This is a genomic window from Pseudorhodobacter aquimaris, assembly GCF_001202025.1.
GTDB lineage: Bacteria > Pseudomonadota > Alphaproteobacteria > Rhodobacterales > Rhodobacteraceae > Pseudorhodobacter > Pseudorhodobacter aquimaris.
The window spans coordinates 1-24,297 of sequence record NZ_LGHS01000061.1 but is presented as its reverse complement, the minus strand read 5'-3'; the positions used below and the strand labels follow the sequence as shown (position 1 = coordinate 24,297).

The 24,297-nt window shown below is 58.4% G+C and carries 18 protein-coding genes, 1 tRNA gene, 1 other RNA gene and 2 pseudogenes; 17 read left to right on the top strand and 5 right to left on the bottom strand.

All coding sequences use genetic code 11. The features are described 5' to 3' along the window. Nucleotides 1-3 precede the first annotated feature (3 nt). Nucleotides 4-330: a HesB/IscA family protein gene (locus AKU94_RS10700; RefSeq protein ID WP_050527299.1), complete on the bottom strand. Its 327-nt coding sequence runs from the start codon at nucleotides 328-330 to the stop codon at nucleotides 4-6. Nucleotides 331-484: 154 nt separating this feature from the next. Between AKU94_RS10700 and AKU94_RS10695 the strand changes: the two genes are divergently transcribed. Both AKU94_RS10695 and AKU94_RS10690 read left to right on the top strand, forming a co-directional pair. Next, nucleotides 485-1,675: a deoxyguanosinetriphosphate triphosphohydrolase gene (locus tag AKU94_RS10695; protein ID WP_050527269.1), complete on the top strand. Its 1,191-nt coding sequence runs from the start codon at nucleotides 485-487 to the stop codon at nucleotides 1,673-1,675. Continuing rightward, nucleotides 1,665-3,473 (top strand): cation:proton antiporter, encoded by a 1,809-nt coding sequence (locus tag AKU94_RS10690; RefSeq protein ID WP_050527268.1) that lies wholly within the window; start codon nucleotides 1,665-1,667, stop codon nucleotides 3,471-3,473. Before AKU94_RS10695 ends, AKU94_RS10690 begins: the two co-directional genes overlap by 11 nt. Here the strand turns inward: AKU94_RS10690 and AKU94_RS10685 are convergent. Both AKU94_RS10685 and AKU94_RS10680 read right to left on the bottom strand, forming a co-directional pair. Further along, on the bottom strand, nucleotides 3,470-3,940 hold the full coding sequence (locus tag AKU94_RS10685; RefSeq protein ID WP_050527267.1) for a disulfide bond formation protein B: 471 nt from the start codon (nucleotides 3,938-3,940) through the stop codon (nucleotides 3,470-3,472). The two genes, AKU94_RS10690 and AKU94_RS10685, sit on opposite strands and share 4 nt — an antisense overlap. After that, nucleotides 3,937-4,515 (bottom strand): YqaA family protein, encoded by a 579-nt coding sequence (locus AKU94_RS10680; protein WP_050527266.1) that lies wholly within the window; start codon nucleotides 4,513-4,515, stop codon nucleotides 3,937-3,939. The genes AKU94_RS10685 and AKU94_RS10680 overlap by 4 nt, the downstream gene beginning before the upstream one ends. Before the next feature lie 309 nt (nucleotides 4,516-4,824). Here AKU94_RS10680 and AKU94_RS10670 point away from each other — a divergent pair. Both AKU94_RS10670 and AKU94_RS10665 read left to right on the top strand, forming a co-directional pair. Continuing rightward, a tRNA-Leu gene (locus tag AKU94_RS10670) sits at nucleotides 4,825-4,908 on the top strand. Nucleotides 4,909-6,099: 1,191 nt separating this feature from the next. Further along, nucleotides 6,100-9,045 carry a Hint domain-containing protein gene (locus AKU94_RS10665; RefSeq protein WP_050527264.1) on the top strand — a complete coding sequence of 982 codons (2,946 nt, stop codon included), beginning with the start codon at nucleotides 6,100-6,102 and terminating at the stop codon, nucleotides 9,043-9,045. An 8-nt stretch (nucleotides 9,046-9,053) separates the two neighbouring features. Here the strand turns inward: AKU94_RS10665 and AKU94_RS10660 are convergent, their stop codons facing one another. Then, nucleotides 9,054-9,671, bottom strand: coding sequence for a nucleotidyltransferase family protein (locus tag AKU94_RS10660; RefSeq protein WP_050527263.1), 618 nt, complete (start codon nucleotides 9,669-9,671; stop codon nucleotides 9,054-9,056). A 504-nt stretch (nucleotides 9,672-10,175) separates the two neighbouring features. Between AKU94_RS10660 and AKU94_RS10655 the strand changes: the two genes are divergently transcribed. The 10 genes and pseudogenes from AKU94_RS10655 (at nucleotide 10,176) to rpmG (ending at nucleotide 20,434) form a co-directional block, all read left to right on the top strand. Further along, nucleotides 10,176-12,950 (top strand): Rne/Rng family ribonuclease, encoded by a 2,775-nt coding sequence (locus AKU94_RS10655; RefSeq protein WP_050527262.1) that lies wholly within the window; start codon nucleotides 10,176-10,178, stop codon nucleotides 12,948-12,950. A gap of 154 nt (nucleotides 12,951-13,104) precedes the next feature. Next, nucleotides 13,105-13,854, top strand: a complete 750-nt coding sequence (locus tag AKU94_RS10650) for a cytochrome c biogenesis CcdA family protein (RefSeq protein ID WP_050527261.1) — start codon at nucleotides 13,105-13,107, stop codon at nucleotides 13,852-13,854. 20 nt (nucleotides 13,855-13,874) lie between these two features. Beyond that, nucleotides 13,875-15,089 (top strand): hypothetical protein, encoded by a 1,215-nt coding sequence (locus tag AKU94_RS10645; protein WP_050527260.1) that lies wholly within the window; start codon nucleotides 13,875-13,877, stop codon nucleotides 15,087-15,089. Beyond that, nucleotides 15,086-16,437: pseudogene (locus AKU94_RS10640) on the top strand (cytochrome P450). The gene AKU94_RS10645 and the pseudogene AKU94_RS10640 overlap by 4 nt, the downstream one beginning before the upstream one ends. 62 nt (nucleotides 16,438-16,499) lie before the next feature. Next, the gene (gatC, locus tag AKU94_RS10635) at nucleotides 16,500-16,787 is read left to right on the top strand and encodes an Asp-tRNA(Asn)/Glu-tRNA(Gln) amidotransferase subunit GatC (RefSeq protein ID WP_050527259.1); all 288 of its coding nucleotides are present in this window, start codon (nucleotides 16,500-16,502) and stop codon (nucleotides 16,785-16,787) included. Beyond that, the gene (gene gatA, locus AKU94_RS10630; RefSeq protein ID WP_050527258.1) at nucleotides 16,784-18,265 is read left to right on the top strand and encodes an Asp-tRNA(Asn)/Glu-tRNA(Gln) amidotransferase subunit GatA; all 1,482 of its coding nucleotides are present in this window, start codon (nucleotides 16,784-16,786) and stop codon (nucleotides 18,263-18,265) included. Before gatC ends, gatA begins: the two co-directional genes overlap by 4 nt. A 36-nt stretch (nucleotides 18,266-18,301) precedes the next feature. Then, nucleotides 18,302-19,018, top strand: a complete 717-nt coding sequence (locus AKU94_RS10625) for a hypothetical protein (protein ID WP_050527298.1) — start codon at nucleotides 18,302-18,304, stop codon at nucleotides 19,016-19,018. A gap of 5 nt (nucleotides 19,019-19,023) precedes the next feature. Next, the gene (locus AKU94_RS10620; protein ID WP_050527257.1) at nucleotides 19,024-19,692 is read left to right on the top strand and encodes an N-acetylmuramoyl-L-alanine amidase; all 669 of its coding nucleotides are present in this window, start codon (nucleotides 19,024-19,026) and stop codon (nucleotides 19,690-19,692) included. Nucleotides 19,693-19,704: 12 nt separating this feature from the next. Then, nucleotides 19,705-20,108: RNase P RNA component class A (gene rnpB, locus AKU94_RS10895), an RNA gene on the top strand. Nucleotides 20,109-20,266: 158 nt separating this feature from the next. Further along, complete coding sequence (gene rpmG, locus AKU94_RS10615; RefSeq protein WP_050527256.1) at nucleotides 20,267-20,434, top strand: 50S ribosomal protein L33; 168 nt, start codon at nucleotides 20,267-20,269, stop codon at nucleotides 20,432-20,434. A 727-nt stretch (nucleotides 20,435-21,161) separates the two neighbouring features. Here rpmG and AKU94_RS20440 read toward each other — a convergent pair. Then, nucleotides 21,162-21,410 (bottom strand): hypothetical protein, encoded by a 249-nt coding sequence (locus AKU94_RS20440; protein WP_232295752.1) that lies wholly within the window; start codon nucleotides 21,408-21,410, stop codon nucleotides 21,162-21,164. Between the two features lie 18 nt (nucleotides 21,411-21,428). Here AKU94_RS20440 and AKU94_RS20435 point away from each other — a divergent pair, with 18 nt between their 5' ends. The 3 genes and pseudogenes from AKU94_RS20435 to AKU94_RS10600 all read left to right on the top strand — a co-directional run bounded on the left by AKU94_RS20435 (nucleotide 21,429) and on the right by AKU94_RS10600 (nucleotide 24,047). Beyond that, nucleotides 21,429-21,686 carry a transposase gene (locus AKU94_RS20435; RefSeq protein ID WP_232295749.1) on the top strand — a complete coding sequence of 86 codons (258 nt, stop codon included), beginning with the start codon at nucleotides 21,429-21,431 and terminating at the stop codon, nucleotides 21,684-21,686. 709 nt (nucleotides 21,687-22,395) lie between these two features. Beyond that, nucleotides 22,396-22,626: pseudogene (locus AKU94_RS20430) on the top strand (transposase); the annotation flags it as partial. A 395-nt stretch (nucleotides 22,627-23,021) separates the two neighbouring features. Next, nucleotides 23,022-24,047 (top strand): IS110 family RNA-guided transposase, encoded by a 1,026-nt coding sequence (locus AKU94_RS10600; RefSeq protein ID WP_050525391.1) that lies wholly within the window; start codon nucleotides 23,022-23,024, stop codon nucleotides 24,045-24,047. Nucleotides 24,048-24,297: the final 250 nt, after the last annotated feature.

The following is a 24,297-nucleotide window of genomic DNA, read 5'->3' as shown; positions in this document are numbered from 1 at the left end:
GGCCTACATGGAAAAGGAGGTTCCACAGCCGCAAGAGCTGCTGGCATTCGGGTTTTCGATCACGAAACGCGCGCCGATCAACTCCTCGGTGAAATCGATCACGGCATTGGCAAGAAACGGCATCGATACCTCATCCACCAGCACCTTCATGCCGTCCTTTTCAAAGATGGTGTCATCGGGGGCAGGCTCATCAAGCCTTATATCATATTGAAAGCCGGAACAGCCGCCACCCTCTACGGCCACGCGCAGGGCCTTTACTTCGCCCGCTTCCTCGGCAATCTCGGCCAGTCGGGCAAAAGCACGGTCGGTCACGCGGGGGGGCAGGGTCAATGTCATATCAGGGCCTATCGGTCATGGGACGTATCCCCAATATAGGGGCGCGGGATCAATGCGACAAGACATGTGCAGGGTGGGTGCCATCTTTAACAGAATCGCTTATAGGGTAAGATGATAGCCGCGATTGCGGCCCAACAGGTTTGACATCATGCTCGCACCCTTTGCTTGCCAGCCGGACGCCACCCGTGGCCGATTGCACCCCGAACGGATGTCGTCTTTCCGTTCCGCTTTTCAACGTGACCGCGACCGGATCATCCATTCTTCGGCCTTCCGGCGGTTGAAACACAAGACGCAGGTTTTTGTGGAACATGAAGGTGATTATTACCGCACCCGCCTGACCCATTCGATCGAGGTGGCGCAGGTGGCGCGCACGATTTCGGGGGTATTGGGTCTGAACACCGATCTGGCCGAGGCAATTGCCCTGGCGCACGACCTTGGCCACACCCCCTTTGGCCATACCGGAGAGGATGCCCTGTCCGATCTGATGGCCCCTTATGGTGGGTTTGATCATAATGCCCAGGCCCTGCGAATCGTCACACGGCTGGAACGGCATTACGCCGATTTCGACGGGCTGAACCTGACATGGGAAACGCTGGAAGGGATCGCCAAGCATAACGGCCCTGTTGTCGCGGGTGTGGGTGAGGCGCTTCCCTATGCGCTGGTCGAGGCGAACGCCGAATGGGATCTGGAGCTGCAAACCTTTGCCAGCGCCGAGGCGCAGGTGGCAGCCATCGCCGATGACATCGCCTATTCGCACCATGACCTGCATGACGGGTTACGGTCGGGCCTGTTCAATGAGGATGACCTGATGGAGCTGCCCGTCACCGGCCCCGCGTTCGAGGAGGTGGATGCGCTGCATCCCGGCCTTGACAAGATGCGCCGTCGGCATGAGGCCCTGCGCCGTGTCTTTGGCCGTATGGTCGAGGATGTGATCGCGGTGGCCAATATCCGGCTGACGGCGGCCGATCCGCAATCGGTGCATGATATTCGTGCGATGGATGATACCGTGATCCGCTTTTCCAAACCGCTTTACCAAGAGCTGAAGGCGATCCGTTCTTTCCTCTTTACCCGCATGTACCGCGCGCCAAGCGTGATGAAAGAGCGCGCAAGGGTGACATCGGCCCTGCGCGATCTGTTCCCGCTTTATATGTCGCATCCCGAAACCCTGCCGGAGGAGTGGCGCGAGGATGTTGCCCGCGCCGATACACAAACCTTGCTGGCGCGCATCGTGGCGGATTATGTTGCAGGGATGACCGACCGTTTCGCACTACAAGAACACGCACGCCTGTTTCAATCCGCAGATCACACCACAGAAAAGGTAAGCCCCTATGGCCCTTGAAACCGCGGGCCTGAGCCCGGTCGAAGCTTTTGCCCTTGTCGGGGTGATCGGGGTCGGGGCGCAGTGGTTGGCGTGGCGCATCCAGATGCCCGCGATTGTGCTGATGCTTGTCGCGGGGCTGATCGTCGGGCCGGTGACGGGGGTGTTTATCCCCGCGCGCGATATCGGGGATCTGGTCGGGCCGATGATCTCGGTCGCGGTGGCGGTGATCCTGTTCGAGGGGGGGCTGACGCTGAACCTTCATGCGCTGCAGGATGCGGCCAAGGGGGTGCGGCGGCTGGTGATTATCGGCGCGCCCTTGGGCTGGCTGACCTCGGCGCTGGCGGTGCATTACGGGGCCGGGTTGGGCTGGGGGGCGTCTGCGGTCTTTGGCGGGATTATGATTGTGACTGGCCCGACGGTGATCGCGCCTTTGCTGCGTCATGCGCGGCTGTCGCGCAGGCCCGCGGCCTTGTTGCAATGGGAGGCGATTGTAAACGATCCGGTGGGCGCGCTTGCGGCGGTGCTGGCCTTTGGTGCGGTGCAGGTTCTGGCGACCAATTCAGATGCCTCGGATGCGGCGGTGCATTATTTCAACGGGATTTTCTTTGCCACGCTGACCGGCTTTTTGGCGGGGCGGGGTGTTTCCTATACGTTCCGACGAGGGATGGTGCCGGAATATATGAAAATTCCGGTGCTCTTTGTTGTGTTATTGGGGGCCTTTGCCCTGACCGACCGTTTGATGCATGAAAGTGGCTTGTTGGCGGTAACGGTGATGGGGCTTGTGATCGCCAATGCGCAACTGCCCAGCTATGAAGAACTGCGCCGCTTCAAGGAACACGCGACGATCCTGCTGGTCTCGGGCGTGTTTATCCTGCTGGCGGCGGGACTGAAGATGGAGGCGCTGCTGGCGCTGGATCTGCGGGCGGTGTTGTTTGTGTTGCTGGTGGTGCTTGTGGCGCGCCCCTTCACGGTGATGGTGGCGCTGTTGGGCACCGACCTGCCGCTGCGCGAGCGAATTCTGGTTGCTTTTACCGGCCCGCGGGGCGTGGTCTTGATGGCCGTGGCGGGGCTGTTTGGCGAAAGGTTGGTCGGCTTGGGGATTGCGGATGGGGCCGCGATCGGGCCGCTGGCATTCGCGCTTGTTGCCTCGACCGTGGTGATCAACGGCTTTGGCCTGACCCCGCTGGCCAGCCTTTTGGGTCTGCGCGCCGCCGAGGTGCCGGGGGTGCTTTTGGTAGGCGGTACGCGGCTGACGGCAGGCTTGGGTGCGGCGCTGCAAAAGGCAGAGATCCCGGTGCTGATCACCGATATGAACCTTGGCCGCTTGCGCCTTGCCCGCACGGCCGGGCTGCCGGTTTTTTACGGCGATATCCTGTCCGAAGCCGCCGAAAGCCAGGTCGAATTCATCGGCTTTTCTACGATTTTCGCAGCAACGGATAATGACAGCTACAATACATTGGTCACCACCGATCTGGCGCCTGAGTTCGGCCGTGACAAGGTCTGGCAATTGCCGCGCGACAAAAGCGAGAGCCAGCGCCACAGCCTGCCGGTCACGCTTGGCGGGCGAAGGTTGGGCGACGGTCGCACCTATCATGAGTTGGAGGCGCTGTTGATCCAAGGCTGGACCGTGCGCGCCACCAAGGTGACCGAGGAATACAGCTTTGAGGATTGGCGCAAGGACAGACCGGATTCGGTCTTGCTCTGTGAACTTCCCGCCAAAGGAGATTTGCGGTTGGTGGCGCAGGATAGCAAAACCATACCGGCAGAAGGGTCCACACTTATCGCACTTTCGCCGCCCAAGGCAGAGGCGGCCTAATCCGCCTCTTGCCGTGCCGCGGCAAGCCAGATCAGCGCCAGAATAACTGACAGGATCCCGTTCCACGACGCCATCGACAGGCCAAACATTTCCCATGCAACCGCATCACAGCGCGCAGGTGCCGCAATAATGACGCTTGGGTTAAGCAAATCATCCACGCTCAACCCGCCTATGGAGCCGCCGCTACAGGAGGCCAGGCCATCCCACCACGCGCGCTCTACCCCGGTATGGAACAGCGCGACCCCGGCGGATGCAAGGGCGGCAAGCGCGCCAAGATAGGGCAATAAGCGCAGACGTGAAACCAGCGCAAATACCCCGATGACAAGCGCCGCCGCATGGGGCCAGCGCTGCCAGAGGCACAGCTCACAAGGGAACATGCCGCCGATATACTGAAACGCAAACGCCCCCAGCAACAACCCCGTGGAGCCTGCCATTGCCAGCAAAATTGTGCTGTTTCGTTGGCTCATAGATACCTCACTGCCACAAATCCGGCGATCAAAAGGGTAACCGCAAGGGTGAACATAAAACCAAGACGGCGTTCGATAAAATCACGTATTGGTGCGCCGAATTTGTACAACAGCGCCGCAATCAGGAAAAAGCGAAGGCCGCGGGCAATAACACTGGCCAGCATGAAAACCGGGAATGACAGGGATGTTGCCCCCGACAGGATTGTGATGACCTTGTAGGGAAAGGGCGTAACACCGGCGATCAACACAGCCCATGCACCATATTCGTTATAGCGAAGCTGGAAACCGGCAAAGCTCTCGGTCTTGCCATAAAACTCCAACACCGGCAGGCCGATCTGTTCAAAGAACACTGCGCCGATGAAGTAACCAAAGGCGCCGCCCAGAACCGAGGCAACAGTGGCAATACCTGCGATCAAAAAGGCACGACGCGGGGCCGCAATGATCATCGGTATCATCAGGATATCAGGTGGGATGGGAAAGACCGAGCTTTCGACGAAGGCCACAATCGCCAGGGCCCATAAGGCGTGGGGCGATTGGGCCAGACCCAACGTCCAGTTGTATAAAGCGCGGATCATGGATGCTCCTGTTGATTTGGGGTCTTGCATCACGCGGTGCAATTGCCGTCAAGGGGACAACGGGGTCTTGGGGTATGACCGTATCGCCACGCAAGATTGGCCGGGGCACAGAATTGCAGGCGAATCGAGGCTCAGCGGCGACGGGGCAGCCCTTTGCAAATTGCCATCGCAGCCTGTGCGAAAAACCTCTGGGCCGGTGCTGACCCCGGTTCAGGGCGCCGACATAGCGGCAAAATCGCTTTAAGTGTAAAATTGGGACAGACAGCCGATTGACGCGCCCCGCAAGGCGCGTTACATCGCTCTCACTGGGCCCGAGTGGCGGAATGGTAGACGCAGGGGATTCAAAATCCCCCGTCGCAAGACGTGGGAGTTCGAGTCTCCCCTCGGGCACCAGTTTGATTTCAATATGTTCTTGAAAGCCTAATTATACGGCTAGGGATTGTTGAAGCAGAATTTGCTCCGCCTATCTTTCCTTGTCTCTTGTTTTGTTCTTTTGCTTTCTCGCTGTCTATGGAACTGGCGCTTGTGGGAAAATGGAGCGGGTCGATTATCGTAAGCGCGGTAGGCCGTTACTTTGGCTTGCTGTAGTAACGTCATCCTACAGCAAGCCAAGTTCTTTGGGTGCTGCCTGTCCAAGTCGTTGTTGAACTCCGCGACTGGGTCGCAGTTCTCGTTGGTATATCACGAGTAAGGTTGATCAAACTTGTCGCAGATCTCCACTTTGTTGCGCTTCATGCTCGGGTGCATAAGCTAAGCCCTGAACCGCTATCAGGTCGCTGCATAGTGATTGATTTGCCGGGACCAGACCTGACCTTTTGGCTACCGATATTTTTAATAGATTGATGCGAAGACGCAATCTTTGATTCTTATGCAGGAGTGGTTTCGTTGTTCCATTTCGCGCCACCAGATCTTAGCTCCGAATAAAGTGATTCGGGAGAACATCCGTATTGTTAACTATATACTCTGTGATTACCCGCTGTGGTATATCGTCTGTTCTGTTTGCAACCTTATCGGGTGTTGCTGTTTTGATCATTGGTTAATTGGGGAATCAGTGCCGACTTGGGTTTCTTGTTTGTTTACAGTCAAGGTCAATTCACTCACGCTTTAGAAGAAAACATTGAAAAAACAGTTTAAAATCTGCCGATATGGACAGGTTGACCGGCAATTTCGGAGACAATGAAATTGGTGCTCCTTGGTGTTAAGTTGCGTTAATCCACTGTTTTGCCCCAAAACAAACAGATATTGGCGGCTGATACCTGACTGATTTCCCTTTGCGACAGCGCCTGACCCTTGTAATAGTAAACAGATCCTTAATCTGGGAAGGATTGTGGCCGCGGGGGCGGTTGGTAAGAGTGGATGTGAGCCATTTTGATATATGATGGCTCATAGGAGTATTGGCGTATTTGGGTTAATACCCATCGCAGGAATCCTATCTTTTCTATCTCACTCGATCGAGCTGGCTGCGTTGTCGCGTAAAGACCGGAGCGTCTGGTTCGCGTTGTTTTTTCGGCTACCAATGCCGAGCTTGATGGGACGACCTTAACTGTTCTTGGGTCTGAGTTGCTGTAGTGAGGAATGAAGTAGATGCCGGTATTTGCGCTGTATAATTTCGATGAAACAGGCACCACTGTAACCGATTCCGCCTTGGAAAACGGTGTGCAGAACGGGGTCTATCTTGATGGCGCAATGTCAAACGGCAGTCAGGTCGTCCTCGACGGCGTAGATGACAAGGTAAAGATTTATCCTGATGAGACGTTCCAGATGTCGAGTGGCACCTTGGAGATCCAGTTCTCTCAGGGTGCGCATGTCGGTGATACACCCAATACGGTTCTGTCGCGGGATACATTGAGTGAAACCGACGGAGGCTACCGGATCGAGGTGATGCCTGACGGATCTGTCATGGTTTCGCATGAATCGGGATGTGATACGGCGACCTTCCAGACCGAAGCCGGTTTTGTGAATCCAGGCGATGATATCAATCTGGTCTACTCATGGGATGCGGCTGTTGGCGGTACGTTGCAGATTTCCAACCTGACCACCGATATCGGCTATGAGGCTGAAGTGCCGGCGGGGTTGACCATGGATCAGGGGCCGATAAACCAGCCTTGGCTCATCGGTGCGGGTCAGTCGCAATCGGATGCCGGTGCGCTGAACAATCTGGATACGCCGTTTCAGGGCACTGTCGGGATGTTCTCGCTGTCCGATACGGTCGATAATGCACCTGATGGCCCGACCGCGAACCCAGATGCGGTTACGACCATGGAGGATACTGCAATCGATGCCATTCCTGTGCTGGCGAATGACACCGAAACAAATGACCAGCCGCTGACGGTTTCCGGCACACCCACAGCCGAAAATGGCAGCGTAAGCGTGAATGAGGACGGCACGCTAGCCTATACCCCGAACCCGGATTTTGTGGGCGAGGATACGATTACCTATACGGTGCGCAACCCTGACGGGGTTGAGGCAAGCAGCACGGTTTCGGTCACGGTCACCCCGGTCAATGATGCCCCTGTCGTGGTTGAGGATCGGGAGGTGACCGATCTCGATACGGCGGTGGTCGTCGATCTGATTGGCAATGATACGGATGTCGACAATCCGAATGCGGATTTGGCGCTGACGGGGACGCCGACCTCTGCCAACGGGACGGTTGTGGTCAATACCGATGGCCGCAGCGTGACCTTTACGCCAAATGACGGTTTTATCGGTCCGGCCACAATCAACTATACCGTCATTGACCCCGATGGGCTGACCGATGAGGGTGTTGCAACGATCTCGGTCGTGGACCCTACGCGGGACGGTATCGTGCGCGGCACTGATGGCGCCGACCTTATCGATGGTGCCTATATCGATCCTATCGATTCCGATCGGGTGGATGCAGGTGATGCGCTTTTTGCGACGGATGGTCCCGATGATGATCGTGTCCGTGCAGGGGCTGGCGATGATACCGTCTATTCAGGGCTGGGTGATGATACGGTCTGGGCAGGCGAGGGTCGTGATCTGGTGTATGGCGGTGTCGGCGATGACGTGCTGCGCGGCGAGGAGGGCGGTGATTTCCTCTATGCTGGGGATGGTAGGGATACGGTTTACGGCCAGGAGGGGGATGATTTCATCAAGACCTCGGGCTCGTCCGCATTGCCCGACATCGACTATCCCGGCTTTTATCCAGCCGATAGCAACCCCGAAGACGACCGCGACCTTGTTTATGGCGGTCAGGGCAATGATACGATCATCACCGGAGATGACGCGGATACCATCTTTGGCGATACCGGAAATGATTCCATTGACGCCGGTATCGATGCGGATCTGGTGTATGGCGGTGTCGGCGACGATACGATTGTCGGCAGCGAGGGTGCTGATACGATCTTTGGCGGTGCCGGCGACGATGTGATCTATGGCGGGCTTGGTGAAGGTGCTGCCGATCTTTTGAATTTGCCGGATGACATTGACCTGCGGCCTGAGAACAACCTTGATGTGATCTTTGGTGGCGGCGGCAATGACACGATCTATGGTGGCGATGATAATGACAGCCTGAGCGGCGGCGAAGGCGATGATGCGCTCTATGGCGGTTTCGACAATGATTTCCTGAGTGGTGATGAGGGCAACGACCTGCTCTCGGGTGACGAAGGCGCGGATACGCTGGTCGGTGCTGAAGGCGGCGATACGCTGATCGGTGGCGAAGGCGCGGATGTGCTGTTTGGCGGTGCCGATCGGGACGTGTTCATCGTGAACACCCCTTCAGGCGGCACCGAGGCCGATGGCCCGCGTGAGTTCATTGATGGCGGTGAAGAGGGGGATGATTATGACACGCTTGACCTGCGTGGCTCTGGTCCATTCAGCATCGCTTATTCGGATGACAACCCCGAGGATGGTACGGTCAGCTTCTTTGACGAAGATGGCAATCCGGCAGGGTATCTTGATTTTGCCAATATCGAAAATGTCATCCCCTGTTTTACACCGGGCACATTGATCGCCACACCGAAAGGCGAGGTTCCCGTTGAAAGCTTGACCGCCGGGGATCGGGTGATCACCCGCGATAATGGTATTCAGCAAATCTGCTGGACGGGTGTCAAGAAAATGGATTGGGGTGCGCTGACCGTCAACCCGCATCTGCGGCCGGTTATGATCCGCCGTGGCAGCCTTGGGCATGGCCTGCCAGAGCGGGATATGATGGTCAGCCCGAACCACCGGATTTTGGTGTCCAACGACCGCACATCGCTTTACTTTGATGAGCATGAGGTTCTGGTCGCGGCCAAGCATCTTGTGGGTGGCAAGGGGATTTTCAACGTCGACAGCATCGGCACCAGCTATATCCATTTTATGTTTGAACAGCATGAGGTTGTGCTGTCGGATGGGGCGTGGACTGAAAGCTTTCAGCCGGGCGATTATACACTGAAAGGTATGGGCAATGCGCAACGCAACGAGATCCTTGAACTGTTCCCCGAGCTAAAAACCAAGGAAGGCCTGGAGGATTATGCCGCCGCCCGCCGCACCTTGAAAAAGCACGAAGCCAAGCTCTTGGCCCACTGAATACCGGCCTAGTCGCCATTGCTGGCGGCGCGCCATTTGGCCCAATCTTCGGGGGTGTCCAGATCGGTGGTGGCATGGGCTGCGGTTAAGGGCACGGCAATTACCGCCCTTGCATGTTTCGTGACCACGGCCCTTGCGCCTGCGTCCCCTTGCAGGGCCAATAGATCATCATGCGCCCAAGGCGGAAAGATGACCGGATGGCCCGGCACCCCGTCTTGGGATGTGGCGCGGTGGATCTTTTGCGGGGCGGTGCAATAGACCGCGATCATGGTGGCGAGGTCGCTTGTATCGATTTCCGGCATATCGGCCAGCAGCACCATGACCGCATTTGTGCGGGGCAGGGCGGCCACCCCTTTACGGAGTGTATTGGCCATGCCCTCTTGGGTATTGGCAACCGGTATGATGCTTGCTGCAAGCCCTGCGAGCGCGGCCCTGCGCGCGGGGTTATTGCGGGGCAGGGCGACCAGAACCGGCGCGCCGGTGCCAAGGGCAGACCCTACAATGCGGCGCAGCAACGGTTGGCCCGCGACAGGTTCCAATAGCTTGTCCACCCCGCGCATCCGCCGTGATGCCCCCGCTGCCAATACAAGAACTGTGACCGGTGGCGGGGCTCTGCCTTGTGTCATAATTTTGCCGTCCTTTGGCGATAAAACAGGGATAACGCGCGGTCGTGCAGCACGATTTGTCAACGCCCGACCCGGTGCAAATCCGGCCTAAAAGGGCTTGGCTGCATATTAGCCATTGTATTTACAGGCTTTGTAGCCTTATTGTTGCAATACGCAAATCCGAGTATGTGACAAACTTGGTAAGCGCGACAGATTTACGCTGCGGAATATTGGATGGGCAAGATGCTCGTCGATATGGACACGTGGTGGACCACCGGCCGAAAGGCCCCTCTTTTGCCCGCCAAGTCATTGACAATGCGGGCCTTTCAAACAGTGCAGTAATGCATTCAGGATAAACCGCGATGAGCCGCGCAGAAAATTTAGCTATAGCTGAGGGGGGGCCTTTACGGCCGAGCCTGCCGCTATCGATGCGCAGCCTCGCCCAGACAAGTCACCACATCCGCGCAAATCGCCCCCCCGGAAAATCTCCGGCGCGGTGGGCGCGACTGGGTGCTATGGAACATAATGGCCAAGAAGATGCTTATCGATGCCACCCACGCCGAGGAAACTCGGGTGGTTGTGGTGGATGGAAACAAAGTTGAGGAATTCGATTTTGAAACCATCAACAAACGCCAGCTTGCTGGAAATATTTATCTCGCAAAAGTAACGCGGGTAGAGCCGTCCTTGCAGGCGGCATTTGTGGATTATGGTGGAAACCGCCATGGTTTCCTTGCCTTCGCGGAAATTCACCCTGATTACTACCAGATCCCTGTGGCCGATCGCCAAGCGCTGTTGGATGAAGAGCGTGCTTTGGCCCAAGCCGAGGACAGCGACGAAAAGGAAAAATCCCGTGGACGGCGCGGGTCTCGTGCGCAATCCTCCAACAACGATGACGCGGTGAAAACGGCCGAGATCGGGGCGATGGATGTCGTTGATCTGGAAGAGGAAAGCGAAGGCGACGGTGCCACCGAGGCCGAGGTTGCCGAGCCGGTTACCGATGTGCCCGCAGGTGGGGCCGAAGCCGCCCACAGTGATGAAGGTGCAACTGAGAACGCAGAAAACGGCGATTCTGAGGGTGACGATGTCGCAGATGATGGTGACGAAAGCGACGACGAGGAAGAACCCTACCGCGCGATGGATACCGCCTCGGAATCCGGCGAAGGTATTGAATCGGTTGCCGATGAGGATGTGACCGAAGAGATCCGCGCCCCGCGCCGCCCACGTGCGCGCCGCTACAAGATCCAGGAAGTGGTCAAGGTGCGCCAGATCATGCTGGTGCAGGTGGTCAAGGAAGAGCGCGGCAACAAGGGCGCGGCTCTGACGACCTATCTGTCGCTAGCGGGCCGCTATTGCGTTCTGATGCCCAATACGGCGCGTGGTGGTGGCATCAGCCGCAAGATCACCCAAGCCAATGATCGCAAAAAGCTCAAGGAAATCGCGGCCGAGATCAAGCTGCCGGAAGGCGCAGGCCTGATCATCCGCACGGCAGGGGCCAAGCGTACCAAGCCTGAGATCCGCCGCGACTATGAATATCTGATGCGCCTGTGGGAACAGATCCGCGAGTTGACGCTGAAATCTTCGGCGCCAGCGGCGATCTATGAGGAAGGAAATCTGATCAAACGCTCGATCCGCGATCTTTACAGCCGCGAGATTGACGAAGTGCTGGTCGAGGGGGCCGAAGGCTACCGCGTGGCCAAGGATTTCATGCGCATGATCATGCCGACCCACGCCAAGGCGGTGCAGCCCTATAATGACGCGACGCCGCTCTTTGCGCGCTATCAGGTCGAAAGCTATCTGGCGGGGATGTTCAACCCGACCGTTCAGCTGAAATCCGGCGGCTATATCGTGATCGGTATCACCGAGGCGTTGGTTGCAATCGACGTCAACTCTGGTCGTGCGACCAAGGAAGGCTCTATCGAGGATACGGCGACCAAGACCAACCTGGAGGCCGCCGAAGAGGTTGCACGCCAGTTGCGTCTGCGTGACCTTGCCGGGCTGATCGTTATCGACTTTATCGATATGGAAGACCGGCGCAACAATGCCGCGGTTGAGAAGCGCCTGAAAGAAAAGCTGAAAACCGACCGCGCGCGGATTCAGGTTGGCCGCATCTCGGGCTTTGGCCTGTTGGAGATGAGCCGTCAACGTCTGCGCCCCGGCATGTTGGAAAGCACGACCCAGCCTTGCGCCCATTGTCATGGCACGGGGTTGATCCGTTCCGATGACAGCATGGCGCTGCAAATCCTGCGCTCTTTGGAAGAAGAAGGGACGCGCAAGCGATCCCGCGAGGTTTTGTTGCGCGCGCCGATCGCAGTGGTGAACTTCCTGATGAACCAGAAACGCGAGCACATCGCCACGATCGAGGCGCGCTATGGCATGGCCGTCCGGATTGAAGGTGATCCCGCGATGATCAGCCCCGATTACAGCATTGAAAAGTTCAAGACCGCAACGCGTGTGGTGCAGGAAACCTCTGCCGCGATTTCGGGGAATTCCTCGATGATGGGGGCTTATGCCGATGACATCGAAGATCCGGAGATCCCCTCGGAAGAGGAAGAGAACGGCGAGGACGATAGCACCGTCACCCGCAGCGAAGAGGAGCCAAAGGATGGCAACGGCCGCAAAAAACGCCGCCGTCGTCGTCGCCGTCGCTCGAATGGCGGTTCTGATGAGGGTGACAACAACGATCAGGACAATAACAATCAGGATGAAGAGTCCGATACACCCGACAGTGCAGAGCCTACACCGGCAGAGCCTGCACCGGTAGAGGTGCAAGCCGAAGTTGATTTCACCGAAGAGGCGCCCAAAAAGCGAACCCGCTCCCGGACCCGCAAACCAAAGGCAGAGGCTGTTAGCGAAACTGTCGAGGCCGTTGCAGTCGCCGAGGGATCGGAAGCTGTTGAAGGGGTTGCTGCGGACACGCCAGCAGAAGTCGAAGCGCCAGCAGAAAAGCCAAAAGCCCGCCGGACCCGCAAGCCAAAGGTCGTTGCCGAAACGACAGAAGCCGAAGGCGAGAGCGCTGCTGAAAAAGAAACGACACCTGCCAAGAAGCCGCGTCCGCGTACACGCCGGGCCGCCAAGCCTAAAGAGGCAGCGGTGACCGAAGCGCCCGTTGATAAGGACGCCTCGGCCGACAAGGCAGAACCTGCGGCTGCCCAAATGCCGGAACCTGTTGTTGAACCAACGCCCGCACCGGTCGACGAAGCCAAGCCCGAACCGGCTGCTTCGATTGCGGTCTCTGCCGAGGAGACTGCGACAGAAGAGGCGAAACCAAAGCGTCGCGGTTGGTGGAACCTTAGCCGATAAAGGCGATCAGGATGACAAGAGGGGCGCGGGGGAAACCTCGCGCCCTTGTCTGTGGGTGGTTCTCTATGGGCAAGCCACGCGAACGTGACAATCTGTTCAGGTGACAAGCGCGGGTGGAACGCGCTAAGACCAGCGCATTAGTAAAGGACACAGCATGGCCGGAATTGACCTTATCGACGCAGCCCTCTTTCCCTCGATGTTTGTGGCGCTTCTTGCCGGGGTATTGTCGTTCCTTTCGCCCTGCGTTTTGCCGATTGTACCGCCCTATCTGGCCTATATGGGCGGGATCAGCATGAACGATATGAAGGGCAATTCCGCACGCCGCCGGGTCTTGCTGCCTGCGCTTTTCTTTGTGTTGGGGCTTTCAACAGTCTTTTTGTTCCTTGGCTTCACCGCCTCTATTTTTGGCACGTTTTTTCTGGAATATCAGGATATTTTGTCCAAGGTTTCGGGGGTGGTGGTGATCGTGTTCGGCCTGCATTTTCTGGGTGTTTTCCGCATTGGCATGCTGGACCGTGAGGCGCGCCTGGATGCGGGTGATCAGGGCGGGTCGGCCTTTGGCGCCTATCTGTTGGGGCTTGCCTTTGCCTTTGGCTGGACGCCCTGCATCGGCCCGCAACTGGGCGCGATCCTGTCACTGGCGGCAAATGAGGCAAGCCTGACCCGTGGCACGACCTTGCTTGGCGTCTATGCCTTGGGGTTGGGCTTGCCGTTCATCTTTGCGGCGATGTTTATTGAACGTGCGGTGGGTGTGATGGCGCGACTCAAACGGCATATGAAGACGATCGAGCGGGCGATGGGCGTGTTGCTGATTGTGGTTGGCGCGGCCCTGCTGACGGGCGCATTTTCGGCATTCTCGTTCTGGTTATTGGAAACCTTCCCGGTGCTAAGCACTCTGGGATGAGCTGAGCGTAGGGGCGAGAGATGAAAAGCGATCAGAGCGTTTCGCGCCGCCGCGTTTTCTACATCCCCGGCTATGATCCGTTTCACCCCCGCCGCTACCGCGAGCTTTACCGCAAAGAGGCGGCAGAGCAGGCAAGGATTTCCGGCTATTCCCTTGATATCAAGCCCAAAGAGGCTGGCGGGGCATATGGCTGGCAGGTGAATGCGCAGATCAACGGGCAGATTCAGACGCAGGTGGATGTGCTGGTCTGGTCGGATATCGTCAAGGACTCGATGGCGACGGGCATTCTTGCAACCTATGTACAGCTGGTCAGGACGGCGTGGATCTATATCGCCTCGGGTGCGCTGTTCCGGTTGATGCGCCTGCGCAAGGGGCCGGTGATTGCGGCGCTTTATCCGGTGGTGTTCTTGCTGGGACAGCTGGCGTTGGCGGCGCTTTTGCTGCGCGGGGCGGTGGCGCTTAGTGCGATGGTTCTGCCGGATTGGGGCTGGCTGATGGGGTTTGGCGCGGGGCTGTTAGGGGCTGTGGCCCTGCTGCGCTGGTTCCGGCGGATCGACAATAAGATTTTCGCCTATTATCTGATGCATGACTATGCCTATTCGGCCCAGTTACAAGGCATGAACCCACCGCAGCTTGAGGTGCGGATGCAAGATTTCGGTGATGCGATTTGCAAGGCTTTGCACGAGGATGTCGATGAGGTTTTGCTCGTCGGGCATTCCTCGGGGGTGCATCTGGGGGTGTCGGTTCTGGCTGATCTGATCCGCGCGGGGCGGGTGCCCGCCGATGGCCCTGTGTTGTCATTTCTGTCGCTGGGGCAGGTGGTGCCAATGGTGTCCTTTTTGCCCAAGGCGCATCGGTTGCGCGCCGATCTTGCCTATCTTTCGGCCAGTGATGCGCTGACATGGGTTGATGTGACGGCCCCCGGCGATGGCTGCGCCTTTGCGCTGTGTGATCCGGTGGCGGTGACGGGGGTGGCGCCTGCGGGCAAGCGTTGGCCCTTGGTATTTTCGGCGGCCTTTACGCAAAGCCTGTCGCCCGCCCGCTGGCAAGAGTTACGCTGGCGCTTCTTTCGTCTGCATTTCCAATATCTCTGCGCCTTTGACCAGCCAAGGGATTACGATTATTTCCAGATCACCGCAGGGCCGCAAACCCTTGGCGCGCGCTATGCGGGGCGGGCTGCCTCGGCATCACGGATAGAGCGGGCGGTGAACAAACATATCTCGGTGGCGCCATGATCCCGCCCAAACCCGCGGCGCGGCCCGATAAGGTCTCGCTTTGGCGCTATCTGAAACTGTTTCGCCGCGATATCCTCTCGGCACAGCCTGCGCGGCTTTATCGGGCGTGGATGGCCGAATTCCGCACCCCGTTTTTCCGCAGCTATATGTGCAATGATCCGGCCCTGATCCGGCTGGTGTTGAACGGGCGGCCTGATGATTTCCCGAAATCCGACCGTATCCGTGAGGGGCTGAAGCCACTGCTTGGCGCGTCGGTTTTCCTGACCAACGGTCCCCAATGGAAGCAACAGCGCCGGATCATCGACCCCGCATTTGAGGGCGGCCGTATCCGAGAGACCTTTCCCGCCATGGCCGCGGCGGGGCAGGCCGCCGCGGCCCGATTGCAACCCGGCGTGCAAGAGATCGAGCCGGAGATGAGCCATGCCGCCGCCGATGTCATCTTTCGCACGCTGTTTTCCATCCCGATCGAACATGAGATCGCGGCCGAGGTCTTTGACCAGTTTCAAGCCTATCAGCGTGAACACCGCTGCTGAATTTCGCGGCCTTTCTGCCGGTGCCCCGTTGGTTTCCGCGGTTTCATTCCCGTCGTACCAAACAAACGGCGGAAAAAATCCGCGGGTTGATCCGCCAGTTGACCGAGGCCCGCGTCGCCGAGATTGCGGCAGGCACAGCACCCGATGATCTGGCGACCAAGATCATGACCACGGCCGATCCGCAAACCGGCAAGGTTTTCGGCACCGAGGATATGATCGATCAGGTCGCGATCTTCTTTTTGGCGGGGCATGAGACCAGCGCCTCGGCGCTTGGCTGGGCGCTTTATATGCTGGCGATGTATCCCGATGTGCAGGACAGGGTCGCGGCCGAGGCCATGACGCTGGACGACCCGCTTGAATTTACCGCAATGGGCAAGCTGAAATTTACCCGCGATGTGTTCCGTGAAACGCTGCGGCTTTACCCGCCTGTGCCGATGATGGTGCGTGAAAACACCTGTCCCGAAACCTTTCGCGGGCGTGATGTTGCAAAGGGCGCGCAGATTGTCCTGAGCCCGTGGCACCTGCAACGCCATGAGCGGATCTGGGACTGGCCCGACGAGTTTGACCCTGACCGCTGGCAGGGTGAGGCCGCCAAAACCAGTGCGCGTGATGCGTTCCTTCCGTTTTCCGCAGGGCCACGGGTGTGCCCCGGTGCGGGGTTTGCGATGGTTGAGGGGCCGCTTTTGCTGGCGCTTCTGATACAAAAGTTCTGCTTTGCGACCGTTGCAGGGCGGGTGCCGGTTCCGGTCGCGCATTTGACAGTGCGGGCCAAGGACGGGATCTGGATGGATGTCTCGCTGCGAAGATCGCCGTGACCCCGCTTGCGCCCATCCCCCGCCAAGGGTAAACCCGAGGCAACACAAGAAAAGAGGCTCGCATGTCCATTGATATCGATACCGCCCGAAAGGTCGCGAAACTCGCCCGGATCAGGGTGGAAGAGGCTGAATTGCCCGCATTGGCGACGGAGCTTTCGGGCATCCTTGGCTTTATGGAACAGCTGAACGAAGTCGATGTCGAAGGGGTGGAGCCGATGACCTCGGTCACGCCGATGCATCTTCGGATGCGCGAAGATGTCGTGACGGCGGGGAATATCCCGGATCAGATCCTCAAGAACGCCCCGGATGCGCGGGAAGGATTTTTTGCAGTGCCGAAGGTGATGGAATGACACATCTCAATGAATTTACCATCGCGGATGCCCGTGATGCCCTGCGCAAGGGTGACGTGACTGCGACCGACCTGACGATGGCCTGTTTGACTGCAATGGATGCGGGTGACGGGCTGAACGCCTATGTGCATAAAACCCCCGAAATGGCGCTGGAGATGGCGCGGGCGGCGGACGCACGGATCAAAGCGGGCGATGCGCCTGCGATGTGCGGCATCCCCTTGGGGATCAAGGATCTGTTTTGCACCAAAGGCGTGGCCTCACAGGCGGCCAGCCGGATTCTGGAAGGGTTCAAACCCGAATACGAATCAACCGTGACGACACAACTTTTCAATTCCGGCGCGGTGATGCTGGGCAAGTTGAACATGGATGAATTCGCGATGGGGTCGTCGAATGAGACATCCTGTTACGGCAATGCCATCAACCCTTGGAAGGTGGATGATCGCGCGCTTACGCCCGGTGGGTCTTCGGGCGGCTCGGCGGCGGCGGTTGCGGCGGATTTGTGTTTGGCGGCGACCGGCACCGATACGGGCGGCTCTATTCGCCAGCCAGCCGCGTTTACCGGCATCGTGGGCATCAAGCCGACCTATGGCCGCGTGAGCCGTTGGGGCCTGGTGGCCTTTGCCTCTTCCTTGGATCAGGCCGGACCGATGACGAAATCGGTGCGCGATGCGGCGATCATGCTGGAGGCGATGTCGGGTCATGACCCCAAAGACAGCACCAGCGCCGATTTGCCCGTGCCGGATTTCGAGGCGGCGCTGACCGGCGATATCCGTGGCAAGAAAATCGGTATCCCGAAGGAATACCGGATGGAGGGCATGCCCGCCGAGATTGAGAAACTCTGGGCCGATGGCACGGCGATGCTCAAGGATGCGGGCGCGGAGATTGTTGATATTTCCCTGCCACATACCAAATACGCGCTGCCTGCTTATTATGTGATCGCACCTGCCGAGGCCTCTTCGAACCTCGCGCGCTATGACGGGGTGCGCTATGGCCACCGCGCCAAGCTGGGGCCGGGCGATGGCATCACCGAGATGTATGAGAAAACCCGTGCCGAAGGCTTTGGCCATGAGGTGCAGCGCCGCGTGATGATCGGGACTTATGTGCTGTCGGCAGGGTTCTATGACGCCTATTACAACCGTGCGCGCCGCGTGCGGGCCTTGATCAAACAGGATTTCGACAAGGTCTTTGCCAGCGGTATTGATGCGATCCTGACACCTGCCACCCCGAGCGCCGCGTTCGGTCTTGGAGAAATGGCCACGGCGGATCCGATTGAGATGTACCTCAATGACGTCTTTACCGTGACCGTGAACCTTGCAGGCCTGCCGGGGATTTCTGTTCCCGTGGGGCTGGACAGCAAGGCCCTGCCTCTTGCGTTGCAGATGATCGGCAAACCGTGGGATGAGGCAGGTTTGCTAAATCATGCCTATGTGTTGGAGCAAGCTGCAGGATTTGTAGCCAAGCCGGAAAAATGGTGGTAGGTCACAGCTTTCAGAATGCTGCTGCCGGAGTTGCGCATGCGATCGACTAAAGCCATCTGTGTCCTGTTGGCGCTCGCCGCCTGTGCCCCCTCTGTGCCCGATAGCGGTGCAGGGGTCGGGTTCGGGGATTATTCCGACTATGTGCGCCAGCGTGATACCCAAGCGGTCGCGCCGCTTGGCACGCTGCCGCAAAGCCCTACGACGTTCTCGCCCGAAACAGCCCGCGCAGCGATCGACAATGCCGAGAATGGTACGGGGATCCAGACGGGCCGCGTGATCGGTCAAGGCAGCGTGACACCCGAGGCCAACCGCCCGCGCGGTAATGCACCCGCAGGCATCAGGCAGGAATCGGGTGAAATGCGGTCAGGTGGCATTTCGGATGAACAAAACTTTGACGCGGTTGCGGGGCGTGAGACCATCGAAAGTGATGCTGAACGCTTAGCCAGACAACGTGCGCAATATGAGGTGATCGCCCCCACCGCCCTGCCACAGCGCAGCGGTGATATAGGGCCGAACATCGTGGAATTTGCGCTGTCGACAACACATGCCCCCGGTACACAGATGTATAAGCGTGGCGGCCTGTTCACCCGCGACCCGTTGGTGACCTGTGCCAAATACGCCTCGCCCGATCTGGCACAAGAGGCATTTCTGGCCAACGGCGGCCCCGCGCGTGACCGTGAGGGGCTGGATCCCGATGGCGACGGTTTTGCCTGTGGCTGGGATCCGCGGCCTTTCCGGACCGCCTTGCAATAAGGCCCATGCCTTTGTCCCCGAATTTCGGTGTGCGACGGAACGGCTTGCGGCCTAGTCTTATCGTTATCCACTATACCGCGATAGAGAGCTGTGCGGCGGCCCATGCGCGGCTGTGCGACCCTGTGGCCGAGGTCTCGGCGCATTACTTGCTTGATTATGACGGTACCACGCATGCGCTGGTGGAAGAGGCCGCGCGTGCTTGGCATGCCGGGGCGGGGCAGTGGTGTGGCTTGGATGATATCAACTCCCGCTCTATCGGGATCGAGCTGGCGAATGACGGGTTTGAACCCTTCCCCGAACCACAGATGGCGGCGCTTGAAGGTTTGCTGGCGGGGATCATGGCGCGCTGGTTGATCCCGCCCCAAGGGGTGATCGGCCATTCGGATATGGCGCCGGGGCGCAAGTCCGATCCGGGGGCGCGTTTCGATTGGGCAAGGCTGGCGCGGGCGGGTTTGGCGGTCTGGCCCGAAGGTGCGTCAGAGGCTGATCCTGCGGGCTTTGCCGGTTTTGCGCGGCGCTTTGGCTATCCTGATGTGCCTGCCGATGATCTGCTTGCGGCCTTTCGTTTGCGGTTTCGTCCGGCCGCGACCGGACCTGTGGACCCTATTGATGCGGGGCTTGCGCAGGACCTTGCCGCACGCTTTGCAATTGACCATAGGGCCAAGGACGCGTAATCCCCCTCTTGCGCGGATGGCTGGATGGCCGCGTGTGATGCGAAGTCTTTTTGGGAAACCGTATCATGCGAGGAAAGTCCGGACTCCATGAGGCAAGGGTGCCGGGTAACGCCCGGCTGGGGTAACCCAAGGGAAAGCGCCACAGAGAAGAGAACGCCCTGCAGGTCAGGGCAATGGTGAAACGGTGGGGTAAGAGCCCACCGCGGACGTGGCAACACGGACGGCATGGCAAGCCCCACCCGGAGCAATGCCGAATAGGGGCCTCATGTGATTGCTTTCGGGCAAAAGCAGGGACGCTTCAGCCCAGAGGCCCGGGTTGGCAGCTAGATCCCACTGGTAACAGTGGGGCCAGAGGAATGGTCATCGAAGGGGGGCACCCCCCGGAACAAAATCCGGCTTATAGGCCATCCGCGCAATTTGTTTTCATGGCTTTGGGATCGGATCCGGCAAGAGTTAAAAAAGATGCGGCAAAAGCAGGAAAATCGCGTTGACTCGGGACGGTGACATAGGCATAAGCGCACGATATTAGGATTTCGCGGGGAAATGAGTTTCCCTCGCACGCAGGAGAAACGATATGGCGAAACCGGCGACGATCAAGATCCGTCTGAACTCGACGGCGGGCACCGGGCACTTCTATGTGACCAAGAAAAACGCCCGCACCATGACCGAAAAAATGGTTATCCGCAAGTATGACCCGGTTAAGCGTGAGCATGTTGAGTATAAAGAAGGCAAGATCAAGTAAGATCTTTATTCTTATGCCAGATAGAGGCCGCTCCTTTTCGGGGGCGGTTTTTTTTATGTGTGGGCGTCTTGGCTCAGGGTCTCGTCTTTGGCTCGCGGTAGGGATGTAATTCGCTGATGGCCGAAAAGACCGGCCTCGGGGGCGAGGCGATGGGGTGCTGGCCTCTGGGGGCAGGGGGCGTGACGTCAAAGCAGTGCGCCTGAGGCGCCGGCACGAACCGCAGGATTGTGGGCGAAAACGAACTATACTCCTTCGGCGGCAGCCCTGACCAACGTTCCGCCCCAAACTGCGATCTTCGCAAGATTTCCGAGCGGTGATCAAAGTAGATCGCCACTTTCGCTATACGATCCACCCCAAAAACCAGTCCGAATTTCTGCGACTACCTTTCAGATCTGGAATGGGACATCCAGCACTGGACTCGGGCCAGATGCTCGCATCAACGATTTGGACCCAGTCCGCAGATCACCATAGATGGTGTGATTGCGGCGGTCGCTCTCCAGGGGCGAACGAGGTCCTGTATATTGGCCTCTCCAGAAAACGCTGTTAGGAGAACGATCATGGAGTGCCATGCCGGTTTGGACGTATCGCTAAAACAGATTTCGATCTGCGTCGTTGAGGCAGACATTAAGACCGTTGCCCGAGGTGTGTGCCCGGCTGACCCGGAGGGCGTGGCGGGTTGGTTCACATCAGTCCACCTTCGTTGAGAAGATCGGATCTGTTGCGTTGCTTAATCAGTGCGCGTGCGGAGTTGATCAGCCTTCGCAAGGAACTCAAAGGCCATATTCGAGGAATTCTCCAGACCTTCGGCATCCGTTTGACGGGTATCGGGAAAGCTGGACAGCGGTAGGCCTTTCGCGACCCGCTCGCTGCTGCAGCAGAGCGCGATCCAGTGCTGCGTGTCATCGCGGCCGGGTTCATCTCTGCCCATGCCACGGCAGATCTGGATCGTGCGGTCAATTACAAAGCGCAGAGCCACTCTGTAGCCCGACGACTGATGACAATCTCTGGGGTTGGCCCGATCGTTTTGCTGAGTTTTTTCGCGCTGGTCGACGATCCTGCGCAGTTTCGCAGGGCGAGCGATGGTGGCGCTTTCTTCGGCTTTACGCCACGACGATATCAATCAGACGAGATGGGCTGGTCCGGCCGCATCTCAAATGCGGTGATAAGGCCATGCGTAGTGCGTTGGTCGAGGCCGCAAGTACCTCGATCAATCGGGTGCAGCGGTTCTTGGCGCTTAAGAGCTGGGCGGTAAGGCTTGCTGGACGACGTGGGTTTGCCAAGGCCGCAGTCGCAACCGCCCGGAAAATCGCGGTGCTGATGCTGACGCAGTGGAAAAAGGAAACCGAGTTCAAAGGGACAAAGGAGACCATTGCTTGACCTGAATTCTCGCCCGAGGAGGCGGGAAGCCAAGTCCCGAAGGGGTGCAGGTTGATCGATCTCGTGCTGGCTGCTGGGATGTGGATTGTTCCGCATAACCCGTACCACGCATTGGAGACGATCCACTGACGAAAACCATAGTGAGGCGAAAAAATGGCGACCTCGTAGAGAACCATGACCCCGGACGGATATTCAGCTTTGCCGCTTGACAGGGCCGCTATCAGAGAACAGGCCAGCGGCGTGTGAAAGCCGCATAGATAGGCCGGATACACGACTGCACTGATCTCTTGTTTATAAGGGAAAAAACCTCTTGGACAAACGGCGGCAACCACAGAATCCATAACCATTGCGCAGCGTGATCTTGTGCGTCCTCGATGGTTTGCATGATTGTATTGGTCGAGCCACTCACGGCTGGAAGGGCGGTTGTAGTACGCCCCCCAACGGTGCCTGCATCGTCGGCCGGACAATGGATTTAGGCGCTTTGATGGGGCTGACCGGGGTGAATGTGCTGGATGGTAACCTGATCTGTACCCCTAAAACTTCTCCAGATTTGTGTAGAGTCCGCCCAACAAAAGGACGGACACATGAAGGCACGATTTGCGGATGAACAGATTATTGCGATGATCAGGTAACAAGAAGCTGGCGAGAAGACGGCTGATCTATGTCGGCGGCTCGGGATCAGCTCGGCGACGTTCGACAAATACAAACCGAAATATGGGGGCATGGAGCCGTCGGTTGCGAAGCGGTTGCGGGCTTTGGAGGACGAGAACGGTATGAAGGCCGCGCCGGAACCGGTGATCGACGTGAAGACCCTGCATGCGAAGATCGGAGAGCTGACGCTGGAGAACGATTTTTTGTCCGGCGCGCTCGGCAAGGCGGGTCTGTTGGCGCGCGCAAAAAAGATCGATCCCACCGCCAAGCTGAGCGTCAGCCGCCAGGCGATCATGCTGGGGATCAGCCGCGGCAGCGTGTGTTACAAGCCCCGCCCGGTGTCGGACGCCGATCCGAAGCTGATGCACCGGATCGACAAGCCTTATATGGAATTCCCGTTCGCGGGCAGCCGCATGCTGCGGGGCCTGCTGGTGCAGGAAGGCTTCAAGGTAGGGCGGCTGCACGTTGCCGCGCTCCCTCTTGATGGGGTGGACGCCCCCTCACGGCATCTTTGTGCCAAGGTAGCGGTGTCGAAACTTGCTACGAGGAGGAAGCGCCCATGGAAAAGGTTAGCATTGTTGGGCTGGATATTGCCAAGAATTCATTTCACGCACATGGAGCGGCCGAGGACGGATCGAAGGTTTTTAGTAAGGCTTTACCGCGAGGCCGAGTGTTGGAGTTTTTCGGTCGGGTTGAGCCCTGTATCATCGCCCTGGAGGCCTGTGCAGGTGCGCATCACTGGAGCCGGGAGCTTTCCGGACTTGGTCACGATGTCAAGCTGATCGCCCCGCAATACGTCAAACCCTACGTGAAGCGGCAAAAGAACGATGCGAACGACGCTGCGGCCATCGCTGAAGCAGCGTCCCGGCCAACCATGCGTTTTGTGGCGACCAAGACCACCGCACAACAAGGACAGTCGATGGTACTCAAGACCCGCGATCTGCTGACCGGGCAGCGCACCCAAACAATCAATGCGCTGCGAGGGCATCTGGCAGAACATGGGATTGTTGCTCCGAAGGGCCCTCAACATCTTCCTCGGTTGGAGAGGGATGTGGCTGAGAATGCCGAGCGCTTGCCAGCCGATGTGACGAGCCTCTGCCAAATGTTCTTCGATATGATTGATGGGCTGAGCGAACGCATTGATGAACTGACCAGGCGGCTCCGCCAAATCGCACGTCAGAACGATGTGGCGCGCAGGTTGATGACCATGCCGGGGATCGGTCCGGTGACGGCTGTATCAATTGCCGTGCTGGCTGCACCACCAGAGGTGTTCAGCAAGGGACGCGACTTTGCGGCTTGGATCGGGCTAGCACCACGCCAGCATTCTACGGGCGGCAAAACAAGGCTGGGCAAGATATCGAAGATGGGGCAACGCGATTTGAGACGCTTGCTGATCATCGGTGCCATGTCGGCGATTCAAGCAACGCAAAAGCGCGGCGGCGCGCCGGAGGGGTCGTGGTTGGCTCGCATGCTTATGCGCAAACCCAAAATGCTGGTAGCGGTCGCATTGGCGAACAAGATGGCGCGGATGGCATGGGCGATCATGGCTCATGGCGGCGTCTACAAGAAACCTGCCAACGCCTGAGCGCGAAGGCAGGCTGGGGTGCGGCGGTTCTGAACGGAGGTCATGGCAAAGCGTCGACGAGATCAGGAATAGGAAAACCAGTAATGTCCCGAGTAGCTTGTACTACGGCCTCTCGTTTTGGACCTGTTCCTCGAACTCACCATGAGGGCCCGCGACGTTGAAGGTCGCAACCAGAGGCCGGATACACGAAGGAACTCGACCGCAGTGCTGTTGCCAACGTCAAAAAAGCCGCTTGCAAACCCGGGGGCGT

Bases quoted from the DNA above. Each gene is read 5' to 3' on its own strand.
- AKU94_RS10695 (WP_050527269.1), top strand. From the start codon at position 485: ATGCTCGCACCCTTTGCTTGCCAGCCGGACGCCACCCGTGGCCGATTG.
- AKU94_RS10690 (WP_050527268.1), top strand. From the start codon at position 1,665: ATGGCCCTTGAAACCGCGGGCCTGAGCCCGGTCGAAGCTTTTGCCCTT.
- AKU94_RS10685 (WP_050527267.1), bottom strand. From the start codon at position 3,940: ATGAGCCAACGAAACAGCACAATTTTGCTGGCAATGGCAGGCTCCACG.
- AKU94_RS10680 (WP_050527266.1), bottom strand. From the start codon at position 4,515: ATGATCCGCGCTTTATACAACTGGACGTTGGGTCTGGCCCAATCGCCC.
- AKU94_RS10665 (WP_050527264.1), top strand. From the start codon at position 6,100: ATGCCGGTATTTGCGCTGTATAATTTCGATGAAACAGGCACCACTGTA.
- AKU94_RS10660 (WP_050527263.1), bottom strand. From the start codon at position 9,671: ATGACACAAGGCAGAGCCCCGCCACCGGTCACAGTTCTTGTATTGGCA.
- AKU94_RS10655 (WP_050527262.1), top strand. From the start codon at position 10,176: ATGGCCAAGAAGATGCTTATCGATGCCACCCACGCCGAGGAAACTCGG.
- AKU94_RS10650 (WP_050527261.1), top strand. From the start codon at position 13,105: ATGGCCGGAATTGACCTTATCGACGCAGCCCTCTTTCCCTCGATGTTT.
- AKU94_RS10645 (WP_050527260.1), top strand. From the start codon at position 13,875: ATGAAAAGCGATCAGAGCGTTTCGCGCCGCCGCGTTTTCTACATCCCC.
- gatC (WP_050527259.1), top strand. From the start codon at position 16,500: ATGTCCATTGATATCGATACCGCCCGAAAGGTCGCGAAACTCGCCCGG.
- gatA (WP_050527258.1), top strand. From the start codon at position 16,784: ATGACACATCTCAATGAATTTACCATCGCGGATGCCCGTGATGCCCTG.
- AKU94_RS10625 (WP_050527298.1), top strand. From the start codon at position 18,302: ATGCGATCGACTAAAGCCATCTGTGTCCTGTTGGCGCTCGCCGCCTGT.
- AKU94_RS10620 (WP_050527257.1), top strand. From the start codon at position 19,024: ATGCCTTTGTCCCCGAATTTCGGTGTGCGACGGAACGGCTTGCGGCCT.
- rpmG (WP_050527256.1), top strand. From the start codon at position 20,267: ATGGCGAAACCGGCGACGATCAAGATCCGTCTGAACTCGACGGCGGGC.
- AKU94_RS20435 (WP_232295749.1), top strand. From the start codon at position 21,429: ATGACAATCTCTGGGGTTGGCCCGATCGTTTTGCTGAGTTTTTTCGCG.
- AKU94_RS10600 (WP_050525391.1), top strand. From the start codon at position 23,022: ATGGAAAAGGTTAGCATTGTTGGGCTGGATATTGCCAAGAATTCATTT.